8 protein-coding genes are annotated in these 12,234 nt (G+C 58.2%); 6 read left to right on the top strand and 2 right to left on the bottom strand.

Going from position 1 to position 12,234, the window contains the following annotated elements:
- Positions 1-236 precede the first annotated feature (236 nt).
- The 3 genes from AC6I8I_RS02330 to AC6I8I_RS02320 all read left to right on the top strand — a co-directional run bounded on the left by AC6I8I_RS02330 (position 237) and on the right by AC6I8I_RS02320 (position 4,749).
- Complete coding sequence (locus AC6I8I_RS02330; protein ID WP_497828271.1) at positions 237-1,808, top strand: ABC transporter substrate-binding protein; 1,572 nt, start codon at positions 237-239, stop codon at positions 1,806-1,808.
- A gap of 114 nt (positions 1,809-1,922) precedes the next feature.
- Positions 1,923-3,425 carry a helicase HerA-like C-terminal domain-containing protein gene (locus AC6I8I_RS02325; protein WP_497819586.1) on the top strand — a complete coding sequence of 501 codons (1,503 nt, stop codon included), beginning with the start codon at positions 1,923-1,925 and terminating at the stop codon, positions 3,423-3,425.
- Between the two features lie 25 nt (positions 3,426-3,450).
- A complete protein-coding gene (locus AC6I8I_RS02320; protein WP_312055244.1) occupies positions 3,451-4,749 on the top strand; it encodes a DUF445 domain-containing protein in 1,299 nt (432 codons plus the stop codon).
- A gap of 129 nt (positions 4,750-4,878) precedes the next feature.
- Here AC6I8I_RS02320 and lptG read toward each other — a convergent pair whose 3' ends face one another.
- Positions 4,879-5,955, bottom strand: coding sequence for an LPS export ABC transporter permease LptG (gene lptG, locus AC6I8I_RS02315; protein ID WP_312055245.1), 1,077 nt, complete (start codon positions 5,953-5,955; stop codon positions 4,879-4,881).
- Positions 5,955-7,055: an LPS export ABC transporter permease LptF gene (lptF, locus tag AC6I8I_RS02310; protein ID WP_312055246.1), complete on the bottom strand. Its 1,101-nt coding sequence runs from the start codon at positions 7,053-7,055 to the stop codon at positions 5,955-5,957. Before lptF ends, lptG begins: the two co-directional genes overlap by 1 nt.
- Positions 7,056-7,323: 268 nt before the next feature.
- Between lptF and pepA the strand changes: the two genes are divergently transcribed.
- From pepA to AC6I8I_RS02295, 3 genes are all read left to right on the top strand, one after another.
- The gene (gene pepA / locus AC6I8I_RS02305) at positions 7,324-8,835 is read left to right on the top strand and encodes a leucyl aminopeptidase (RefSeq protein ID WP_031375817.1); all 1,512 of its coding nucleotides are present in this window, start codon (positions 7,324-7,326) and stop codon (positions 8,833-8,835) included.
- 64 nt (positions 8,836-8,899) lie between these two features.
- Positions 8,900-9,358 carry a DNA polymerase III subunit chi gene (locus tag AC6I8I_RS02300; RefSeq protein WP_031375818.1) on the top strand — a complete coding sequence of 153 codons (459 nt, stop codon included), beginning with the start codon at positions 8,900-8,902 and terminating at the stop codon, positions 9,356-9,358.
- 5 nt (positions 9,359-9,363) lie between these two features.
- A complete protein-coding gene (locus AC6I8I_RS02295; protein ID WP_497828270.1) occupies positions 9,364-12,219 on the top strand; it encodes a valine--tRNA ligase in 2,856 nt (951 codons plus the stop codon).
- Positions 12,220-12,234: the final 15 nt, after the last annotated feature.

Here is a 12,234-nt window from a genome sequence, read left to right as displayed (position 1 = left end):
ACTTTCATTGCCAGACAATCAGCGCATGCGCAAATTGTGATCGGCAGCGCGTAACCCGGATGATTTAAATAATGGACAAAATTCCGCCACAATAATCACGGCGGGTCATGATCTTTATTTGGTCATATGCCCGAGCTGGCGTGGCAATAATTGTGCAAAGCTCAGAACAAACCGGCATTTTGCGTTTTTACTGCGCCAGATAGAGTAGGTGAATCAACGACTCAGGATAACTCTTTATGCGCAAAACGCTCCTGTCACTGCTGACCGCAGTGGCGCTGGTTCACCCGGTGCACGCCGCCACGCCCGCCGATACGCTGGTGATTGCGGTGCCGCTCGATGGCGTTATCAGCTTTGACCCGGCCGAAAGTTTCGAAACCATCAGCACCAGCAGCCTGCGTAACATTTATCAAACACTGCTGGAACCGAATCATCAGGATCCGCAGCAGTTATCTCCGCTGGCGGCCAGTCGCTGGCAGCCGGGCAAAACCCCGCACAGCCTGGTATTCGATCTCAATCCGCAGGCCCGTTTCGCCAGCGGCAATCCGCTGACTGCCCAGGATGTGGTGTTTTCGTTAACCCGCGCGGTGAAGCTGAATAAAGCGCCCTCGTTTATTCTGGGCGAGTTTGGCTGGACGCCGGACAATATCGACCAGCAGTTTACGGTGATTAACGACCACCAGCTTGAGCTGCGCTGGCCAGCACAAATCGGCAGCGATCTGGCGCTGCGGCTGCTCACCGCGCCGGTGGCGTCACTGGTCGACAGCAAACTGGCGCAACAGCATGCCGCCAACAACGACTACGGCAACGGCTGGCTGAAAACGCATTCCGCCGGCAGTGCCGCCTATGCCATTAAACAGTTTGTGCCGCTGCAGGCGCTGGTGCTGGAAGCCAATCAGTACAGTACGCAACAGCCGCATCTGAAGCGGGTGCTGCTGAAAGGCGTCGCCGAACCGGGCACCCGCCGCCTGCTGATCCAGCAGGGGGATGTGGATGTCGCCTACCAGCTCGGGCCGGATCAGATCGCTGCGGTGAAAGGCGTGAAGGATGTCCGGGTCGATGCCTTCCCCTCCAGCCTGATTTACTACCTCGGCTTTAATACCCAAAGCCCGCAGCAGCCAGCGCTGGCCAATCCGGCGTTATGGCAGGCAGCACGCTGGCTGGTCGATTATGACAGTCTGGCGAATCAGCTGTTAAAGGGGCAATACCGCATTCATCAGAGCTTCCTGCCGGAGGGCTTTGATGGCGCGATTACCCGCACGCCGTTCCATTACGATCTGAACAAAGCCCGGTCGATTCTGCAACAGGCCGGCATCAAGCCTGGCACCCACATTGCCCTGACGGTGGTCAATCAACCGCCGTATATCGACGTGGCGCAGGCGTTGCAGGCCAGCTTCGCGAAGGCGGAGGTGAATCTGGATATCCAGCCGGTGGCGGAATCCGAGCTGTGGAGCAAAATGCGCAGCCGTGACTTCCAGGCGATCTTCTCTTACTGGGGCGCGGACTACGTCGATCCTAATACCAACGCCAGCACCTTTGCCTATAACGTGCCGGGCGGCGGCAAAACGCTGGCGTGGCGCGTCGGCTGGACCATTCCTGAACTGAGCGCGGCCACCCGCGCCGCAGCCGGTGAGAGCGATGCGGCAAAACGCCGTAGCCGCTACCAGCAGTTACAGACTCAGGTGCAGCAGCAGTCGCCGTTTGTGGTGATGTTGCAGGGCGCCACTCAGGTGGCGGTGCGCAGCAACATCCGCAACCTGCAGCAGGGCATCGGCGTCAGCCTGCTCAATTTCGAAGAAGTGCAGAAGTAACCGGCTCCGTTGCTCTGCGGAGCAACGGGCTGCTTTTCGGTGAAATCTTCTCCGCTTTTCCCCGCCCCGCTTGCTATTCTTCAGGCATAACCCGTTGCCTGAGAGTGGAAAATCATGACTTCGCCCCTGTTGATTGCCCGGACGCCCGACGTTCAGCTCAATCTGTTACCGCAAATGGCCAATCGCCACGGACTGATAACCGGCGCGACCGGTACCGGTAAAACCGTCACCCTGCAAAAGCTGGCAGAATCGTTCTCGTCGATTGGCGTGCCGGTATTTATGGCCGATGTGAAAGGCGATTTGACCGGTGTCGCGATGGCAGGCGAGTCGGGTGAAAAGTTACAGCAGCGACTGGCGAAAATTGGCGTTACCGACTGGCAGCCTCAGGCCAATCCGGTGGTGCTGTGGGATATCTTCGGTGAAAAAGGCCACCCGGTGCGGGCGACCGTCTCCGATCTCGGCCCGCTGCTGCTGGCGCGGCTGCTGAACCTCAATGAAGTACAGAGCGGCGTATTGCAGATTATTTTCCGCATCGCCGACGATCAGGGCTTACTGCTGCTGGATTTCAAAGATCTACGCGCCATGACGCAGTACATCGGTGACAACGCTAAAAGCTTCCAGACGCAATACGGCAACATTAACAGCGCCTCGGTCGGGGCGATTCAGCGCGGACTGCTGACGCTGGAGCAACAGGGCGCGGAGCACTTCTTCGGTGAACCGATGCTGGATATCGCCGACTGGATGCGGGTCGACGCTCAGGGTAAAGGCTTCATCAATATTCTGTCGGCAGAGAAGCTCTACCAGATGCCGAAGCTCTACGCCACCAGTCTGCTGTGGCTGCTGTCTGAGCTGTATGAACATCTGCCGGAAGCCGGTGACCTCGATCAGCCGAAGCTGGTGTTCTTCTTCGATGAAGCACATCTGCTGTTTAACGACGCGCCGCCGGTGCTGCTGGAAAAAATCGAACAGGTGATGCGGCTGATTCGCTCCAAAGGCGTCGGCGTCTGGTTTGTCACCCAGAACCCGGCGGATATTCCGGATCGGGTACTGGGACAGCTCGGTAACCGGGTGCAGCACGCCCTGCGCGCCTTCACGCCGAAAGATCAGAAAGCGGTTAAAACGGCGGCCGACACCCTGCGCGCCAACCCGGCATTCAGCAGCGTGGAAGCGATTCAGGCGCTGGGCACCGGCGAAGCGCTGATCTCTTTTCTCGATGCCAAAGGCAGCCCGTCGGTGGTAGAGCGGGCGATGGTGATTGCGCCCGGCTCGCGCATGGGACCGGTGACCGCCGATGAACGCAACGGGCTGATCAACCACTCACCGCTGTACGGCAAATATGACAGCGACGTCGATCGTGAATCAGCGTTTGAACGGCTGCAACAGGGCTTTCAGGCCAGCAGCGAACAGCGCAACGCACCGCCTGCCAAAGGCAGCAGCGTGGCGGTCGACGAGGGAATTCTTGGTGGACTGAAAGAGATTCTGTTTGGCCGCACCGGACCACGCGGCGGTAAGCACGATGGCGTGGTGCAGACCATGGCGAAAAGCGCGACCCGACAGATTACCCAACAGATCATCCGCGGCGTGCTCGGCAGCCTGCTGGGTGGCCGTCGCCGCTGATAACGCGCTCTGCTAAGATCAGGATATGGATAAACAACACGAACTGAAACGGACTAAACGTCTGGCGCTGCTGCTGCTGTTACTGGCCGCCGCGACCTTCATCATCACCCTGTTTCTGCCGCCCGGCTTTTGGGTCAGCGGCGTGAAAGCGATAGCGGAAGCGGCAATGGTCGGTGCGCTGGCCGACTGGTTCGCGGTAGTGGCGCTGTTTCGCCGGGTGCCGGTGCCCTTTATCTCGCGTCATACCGCGATTATCCCGCGTAACAAAGATCGTATCGGTGAGAATCTCGGCCGCTTCGTGCAGGAGAAGTTTCTCGATACCGATTCGCTGCTCAGCCTGATACGCCGTCACGATCCGTCGCACCTGCTGGCGCAGTGGCTGAATGCGCCCGGCAATGCTGACCGAATCGGCCGACATCTGCTGCAGGTGATGCGCGGCTTCCTCGATCTGACCGATGACACGCGTATTCAGAACTTCATGCGCCGCGCAGTGCATCGCGCCATCGATAAGGTCGATCTGACGCAGACCAGCGCGCTGATCCTGGAGAGCCTGACCAAAAACAATCGGCATCAGGCGCTGCTGGACGCGGCGATCGAACAGTTGCTGGCGCTGCTGCATAAGCCCTCAACCCGCGAGTTCATTGCGCAGCAACTGGTGCGCTGGCTGAAGCGTGAACATCCGATCAAAGCCAAAATGCTGCCGACCGAGTGGCTGGGCGAGCACAGTGCTGAACTGGTGGCGAACGCGGTCGACTCGCTGCTGGATGATGTGGCGCTGGATCAGGGCCACGAGCTGCGTCTCGGCTTTAACCGGGCGGTGGATCGGCTGATCGTCAAACTGCAAACCGACCCGGAGATGGCGGAGCGCGCCGAGGTGATCAAGAGCTGGCTGAAAGAGGATGCCACGCTCAATCGCTACATCGGCGAGCTGTGGAACGATATGCGTAACTGGCTGAAAGCGGACCTCAGCAGCGACGATTCGCGGGTGCAGGAGAAAGTGCGCGGCGCGGCGCTGTGGTTGGGCGAAACCCTGGCCGCCGATCCGGCGCTGCGCGACTCAATGAATCAGCACCTCGAACAGGCAGCGCGCAGCGTGGCACCGGAATTTGCTGGCTTCCTGACGCGCCACATCAGCGACACCGTGAAGAGCTGGGATGCTCGCGATATGTCGCAGCAGATCGAGCTGAATATCGGCAAAGACCTGCAGTTTATTCGCATCAACGGCACGCTGGTGGGCGGCACCATTGGCCTGATTCTCTATCTGCTGTCACAGCTGCCAGCAGCCCTGCCCGCGTTGTCAGGCTGGATAAATAGCGTGGCCTGAAGCCGCTTCCCGCCGCTGAGGCCGCTACTCCCGGAAAGATGCCAAACGTAAAGCGATGGCAGACATTCGCCTGCAGCTTAAAAAACAAAAAAGGCCGCAAACGCGGCCTTTTTCAGTTGCGGTGCTCGCTTAGCGCCGCTTGATCAGCATAAACAAGCTGATGGCGAAGAAGGCGAAGCTCGGCAGAATTGCCCCCATGATTGGCGGCAGACCGTAAACCAGGCTCAGCGGGCCAAAGATCTGGTCGAGCACGTAGAACAGAAAGCCAAAGCTGATGCCGGTAACCACCCGCACGCCCATCGACACACTGCGCAGCGGACCAAAGATAAACGACAGCGCCATCAGCATCATCACCGCCACCGACAGCGGTTGGAAGATTTTGCTCCACATGTTCAGCAGATAACGCCCGGACTCCTGGCCGCTCTGCTTCAGATACTTGCTGTAGTTATACAGGCCGCGAATCGAAAGCGCATCCGGGTCGAGCGCCACCACGCCCAGCTTGTCCGGCGTCAGGTTGGTTTTCCACTCGCCGCCGAGGCTCTGCGAACCGGTGATCTGCTTCGGATCGGTCAGGTTCGACTCATCCACCTGCGACAGCGCCCAGTGCTTTTTCGCCGCATCCCAGGTCGCGGTCGCGGCATAGCGCACGCTCTGCAGCCGACGCTGATCGTTAAAGCTGTAGATGCTGACGCCATCAATCTCATTGTCGCCTTTGATGCGCTCAATGTAGATGAAGTTGTTGCCATCTTTCGCCCACAGACCGTTTTGCGTCGACACCAGCGCCCCGCCATACAGCTGCTGCGCCCGGTAATTACGCGCCATCTGCTCGCCCGAGGGCGCAACAAATTCGCCAATCGCCATGGTCAGCAGCACCAGCGGAATCGCGGTTTTCATCACCGACAAGGCCACCTGCATGCGGGTGAAACCGGCGGCCTGCATCACCACCAGCTCACTGCGCTGTGCCAGCGTCCCCAGCCCCAGCAGCGCGCCCAGCAGCGCCGCCATCGGGAAGAAGATCTCAATATCTTTCGGCACGCTAAGCAGGGTGTAATAACCGGCCGAGAGCGCGCTATAGCTGCCCTGACCGGTTTTACGCAGCTGATCGACGAACTTGATGATGCCGGAAAGCGACACCAGCATGAACAGCGTCAGCATGATGGTATTGAAAATGGTTTTGCCGATATAGCGGTCAAGTACGCGAAACATCAGACCGATCCTCCGCGTGTAAAGCGGGCACGAACCCGACGCATCGGCACCGTATCCCACAGGTTAAGCAGCACCGCCAGCAGCAGATAGCTGATATTCACTACCCACATCCAGACGGCCGGATCGAGCCGCCCTTTCGCTCCGCTCGACTTCAGCGAGCTTTGCAGCAGGAAGAAGATCAGATAGAGCAGCATCGCCGGCAGCATCGACAACACCCGGCCCTGACGTGGATTGACCACGCTGAGCGGCACCACCATCAGCGCCATCACCAGCACCGAAAACACCAGCGTCATACGCCAGTGCAGCTCGGCGCGGAAGGTCGGCGAGTCGTTACCGAACAGGCCGGTAAAGCTCGACTGCTCCGCATCGTTCGGGTCCAGCGTGGCCTCTTTATAGCCCACCAGCGCCTGATAATTGGTAAAGTCAGTGATGCGGAAGTCACGCAGCAGCGCGGTGCCCTCAAAACGGGTACCTTTATCCAGCGTCACCACCTGCGAACCGTCTTTATGCTGTTCCATATGACCGCTGTCAGCCAGCACCACCGAAGGCCGCGCGTTGCCTTTTGGCCGTAACTGCGCCAGGAACACGTTGCCGAACTGGTTGCCTTTGACATCCTCAAGGAACAGCACGGCGCTGCCATCGCTGGAAGTCTGGAACTGCCCGGCCGCCAGCGCCGCCGTGCCAGGGTTGGCTTTGGCGTTCTGGGTCACTTCATCCTGATAACGGGATGACCAGGGACCGAGCCAGATAACGTTCACCGCCGCCACCAGCGAGGTAAACAGCATCAGCACCATCGCCGCCTTGACCAGCACCGCTTTACTCAGGCCGCAGGCGTGCATGACGGTAATTTCACTTTCCGTATAGAGTCGTCCCAGCGTCATCAGGATCGCCAGAAACAGACTTAAGGGCAGTATAAGTTGTGCCATTTCAGGCACGCCGAGTCCTAACAGTGTCAGAACGAGGTTTGTCGGCACTTCGCCATCCACCGCGGCTCCTAAAATCCTGACTAACTTCTGGCAAAAGAAGATCAATAGCAGGATGAAGAGGATAGCCAGCTGGCTTTTGAGCGTTTCCCGAACCAGATATCTAATGATGATCACGCTTAGTACGCCTGTGAAAACTTGTCTTTTTGCAGGAAAATCGCTAGTTTCAACGCTTATTTGCCATTTTTCTTCATCAATGGCCGTCATCGTAGCTAAAATTGTATGACAAACGCGCTTGGGTGGTGGAAAAACAACATCTTGTCACCCTGATTCATTATGACCTCCAGCGGCAGAATGTCATGCTGCCGTGATGAATAAATGGGTCATGAGCGCGCTACATTCTAGCGGCAGCAGCGGCCGTTGTCTTTAAGATTCAGGAGAGTGCATGGAGTTCAGTGTAAAAAGCGGAAGCCCGGAAAAACAGCGCAGTGCCTGCATTGTCGTTGGCGTTTTCGAACCGCGTCGTCTGTCACCGATTGCCGAACAGCTGGATAAAATCAGCGACGGCTATATCAGCGCCCTGCTGCGCCGCGGCGAGCTGGAAGGAAAAGTGGGCCAGACACTGCTGCTGCATCATGTGCCAAACATCCTGTCTGAGCGTATTCTGCTGATTGGCTGCGGCAAAGAGCGCGAGCTGGACGAGCGTCAGTACAAGCAGGTGATTCAGAAAACCATCAACACGCTGAACGATACCGGCTCAATGGAAGCGGTCTGCTTCCTGACTGAACTGCACGTCAAAGGCCGTAACACCTACTGGAAAGTGCGTCAGGCGGTCGAAACCTCAAAAGAGGCGCTGTATAACTTCGATCAGCTGAAAAGCAACAAGGCCGAGCCGCGCCGTCCGCTGCGTAAGCTGGTGTTTAACGTGCCGACCCGCCGTGAACTGACCAGCGGTGAACGCGCGATTCAGCATGGCCTGGCGGTGGCTGCCGGCATGAAAGCGGCGAAAGATCTGGGCAATATGCCGCCAAACATCTGTAACGCCGCCTATCTGGCCTCACAGGCGCGTCAGCTGGCGGATGCCTTTAGCAAAAATGTCACCACCCGCGTCATCGGCGAACAGCAGATGAAAGAGCTGGGTATGAACGCCTATCTGGCGGTGGGTGCCGGTTCGCAAAACGAATCGCTGATGTCGGTGATTGAGTACAAAGGCAATCCGGATGCTGACGCGCGGCCGATTGTGCTGGTCGGTAAAGGCCTGACCTTCGACTCCGGCGGCATCTCGATTAAGCCGTCCGACAGCATGGACGAAATGAAATATGACATGTGCGGCGCGGCCTCGGTGTATGGCGTGATGCGCATGGTCGCCGAGCTTAACCTGCCGCTCAACGTGGTCGGCGTGCTGGCCGGCTGTGAAAACATGCCGGATGGCCGGGCGATGCGTCCGGGCGACGTGCTGACCACCATGTCTGGCCAGACGGTGGAAGTGCTGAATACCGATGCTGAAGGCCGGCTGGTGCTGTGCGATGCGCTGACCTACGTTGAACGCTTCGATCCGGAAGTGGTGATTGACGTCGCGACCCTGACCGGTGCCTGCGTGATTGCGCTGGGCCACCACGTCAGCGGTCTGCTGTCGAACCACAATCCGCTGGCGCATGAGCTGATCAGCGCCTCTGAGCAGTCGGGCGACCGCGCCTGGCGCCTGCCGATGGCGGACGAGTATCAGGAGCAGCTGGAGTCCAACTTTGCCGACATGGCCAACATTGGCGGCCGGCCGGGCGGAGCGATTACCGCCGCCTGCTTCCTGGCGCGCTTTGCCCGCAAATATAACTGGGCGCACCTCGACATCGCCGGTACGGCCTGGCGTTCAGGCAAAGCCAAAGGCGCCACCGGGCGTCCGGTGCCGATGCTGTCGCAGTTTCTGTTGAATCGGGCAGGATTGAACGGCGACGACTGATCGCCGCAATGCTGACTACAAGGGCGGATGAGATTCCGCCCTTGATCTTCTGACGAGCAAACTGATGAAAAACGCAACCTTCTACGTGCTGGAAACCGATGCACCGAGCGACGGCCTGAGCGCCATCGAAGCGCTGGTGTGCAATCTGGCGGAAACACGCTGGCGGGCCGGAAAGCGGGTGTTGATCGCCTGTGAAGATGAGCAGCAGGCGATTCGTCTCGACGAAGCGCTGTGGCAACGTCCGGCGAACGCCTTCGTGCCGCATAACCTCGCCGGTGAAGGCCCGCGCTACGGCGCGCCGGTTGAACTGGCCTGGCCGCAGCGTCGCGGCAGTTCGCCACGCGACCTGTTAATTAGCCTGCTGCCACAGTTCGCAGATTTTGCTACTGCTTTCCATGAAGTGATAGACTTCGTTCCTTACGAAGAATCTCTCAAACAGCTGGCGCGCGACCGCTATAAAGCGTACCGCAGCGTTGGTTTCCAATTGAATACGGCAACGCCGCCACAGCCGCAAACGACATAGCAGAAATGGAAAAGACATATAACCCGCAAGATATCGAGCAGCCGCTTTACGAGCATTGGGAAAAGCAGGGCTACTTCAAACCGAATGGCGATACCAGCCAGGAAAGCTTTTGCATCATGATCCCGCCGCCGAACGTCACCGGTAGCTTGCACATGGGTCACGCCTTCCAGCAAACCATCATGGATACCATGATTCGCTACCAGCGCATGCAGGGCAAAAATACCCTGTGGCAGGCCGGTACCGACCACGCGGGCATCGCCACGCAGATGGTGGTTGAGCGCAAGATTGCGGCTGAAGAGGGCAAAACGCGCCAGGACTACGGCCGTGATGCGTTCATTGACAAAATCTGGCAGTGGAAGGCGGAATCCGGCGGCACCATCACCCGTCAGATGCGCCGTCTCGGCAACTCCGTTGACTGGGAGCGCGAGCGTTTCACCATGGACGAAGGTCTGTCCAACGCGGTGAAAGAGGTGTTCGTCCGCCTGTACAAAGAGAACCTGATTTACCGTGGCAAACGCCTGGTGAACTGGGATCCGAAGCTGCGCACCGCCATCTCTGACCTGGAAGTGGAAAACCGCGAGAGCAAAGGCTCAATGTGGCACATCCGCTATCCGCTGGCCGACGGCGCGAAAACGGCTGACGGTAAAGATTATCTGGTGGTCGCCACCACTCGTCCGGAAACCCTGCTGGGCGATACCGGCGTGGCGGTCAATCCGGAAGATCCGCGCTACAAAGATCTGATTGGCAAATTTGTCATGCTGCCGCTGGTTGGCCGTCTGATCCCGATTGTTGGCGATGAACATGCTGACATGGAAAAAGGCACCGGCTGCGTCAAGATCACCCCGGCACATGACTTTAACGACTACGAAGTTGGTCGTCGTCACAAGCTGCCGATGATCAACATCCTGACCTTTGACGGCGATATCCGCGAGCGCGCCCAGGTGTATGACACCAACGGCGAAGTCAGCGATGCCTGCTCAGATGAGATCCCGGCCGCGTTCCAGAAGATGGAGCGTTTTGCGGCACGTAAAGCGATCGTCGCTGCTGTCGATCAGCTTGGCCTGCTCGAAGAGATCAAACCGCACGACCTGACCGTACCTTATGGCGATCGGGGTGGCGTGGTGATTGAACCGATGCTGACTGACCAGTGGTACGTGCGCACTGCCCCGCTGGCGAAAGTGGCGGTCGAAGCGGTTGAAAACGGTGACATTCAGTTTGTACCGAAGCAGTACGAAAACATGTATTTCTCCTGGATGCGTGATATCCAGGACTGGTGTATCTCTCGTCAGCTGTGGTGGGGTCACCGTATCCCGGCCTGGTACGACAACGACGGTCACGTCTATGTTGGCCGCACCGAAGAAGAAGTTCGCGCTGAAAACAACCTGGCCGCCGATGTGGCGCTGCGTCAGGATGATGACGTGCTGGACACCTGGTTCTCCTCTGGCCTGTGGACGTTCTCTACCCTCGGCTGGCCGGAAAACACCGAAGCGCTGCGCACCTTCCACCCGACCAGCGTGCTGGTGAGCGGCTTCGACATCATCTTCTTCTGGATTGCCCGCATGATCATGCTGACCATGCACTTCATCAAAGATGAAAATGGCAAACCGCAGGTGCCGTTTAAAACCGTTTACATGACCGGTCTGATTCGTGATGAAGAAGGCCAGAAGATGTCAAAATCCAAGGGCAACGTGATTGACCCGCTGGATATGGTTGACGGCATTTCGCTGGAAGCGCTGCTGGAAAAACGCACCGGTAACATGATGCAGCCGCAGCTGGCCGAGAAGATCCGCAAACGCACCGAGAAGCAGTTCCCGAACGGCATTGAGCCGTCAGGCACCGATGCGCTGCGTTTCACCCTTGCCGCCCTCGCCTCAACCGGTCGCGACATCAACTGGGACATGAAGCGCCTGGAAGGTTATCGCAACTTCTGTAACAAGCTGTGGAACGCCAGCCGCTTTGTGCTGATGAACACCGAAGATCAGGATTGCGGCCAGAACGGCGGCGAAATGGCGCTGTCGCTGGCGGATCGCTGGATCCTCACCGAGTTCAACAGCACGGTGAAAGCTTACCGTGACGCGCTCGATAGCTACCGTTTCGATATCGCCGCTAACCTGCTGTATGACTTCACCTGGAACCAGTTCTGTGACTGGTACCTGGAGCTGACCAAGCCGGTGATGAACAGCGGTAACGAAGCGGAACTGCGCGGCACCCGCCATACGCTGGTGAACGTGCTGGAAGGCTTGCTGCGTCTGGCCCACCCGATTATTCCGTTTATCACTGAAACCATCTGGCAGCGCGTGAAGGGACTGAAAAACATCAGCGACGACACCATCATGCTGCAACCTTTCCCGCAGTTTGAAGCGGCGAAAGAGGATGCCGAAGCGAAAGCGGATATTGAGTGGATGAAACAAGCGATTGTGGCGGTGCGTAATATTCGTGCCGAAATGAACATCGCGCTGAGCAAACCGCTGGATGTGCTGCTGCGTGACTGCTCACCGGCGGCACTGCGTCGGGTAGAAGCGAACCGCAACTTCCTGTCGCGCCTGGCGCGTCTGGAAAGCCTGACCATTCTGCCAGCGGGCGAGAAAGGCCCGGTCTCGGTGACCAAAATCGTTGAAGGCGCTGAGCTGCTGATCCCGATGGCCGACCTGGTGGATAAAACGGCCGAACTGGAGCGACTGGCGAAAGAGCTGGTTAAACTGGATGTCGAAATCGACAAGATTCAGGTCAAGCTGGCCAACGAAGGCTTTGTCTCCCGCGCCCCGGAAGCGGTGGTGGTAAAAGAGCGTGAACGCGTCGCCGAACTGCAACAATCAAAAGCAAAACTGATTGAACAGCAGGCGGTAATTGCGGCATTGTAAGCGTCGTAGCTGACA

The organism is Pantoea sp. X-Soil-YNGN-775 (genome assembly GCF_059730575.1).
The sequence above is the reverse complement of the archived record's forward strand: the minus strand, read 5'-3'. Positions and strand labels throughout refer to the sequence as shown.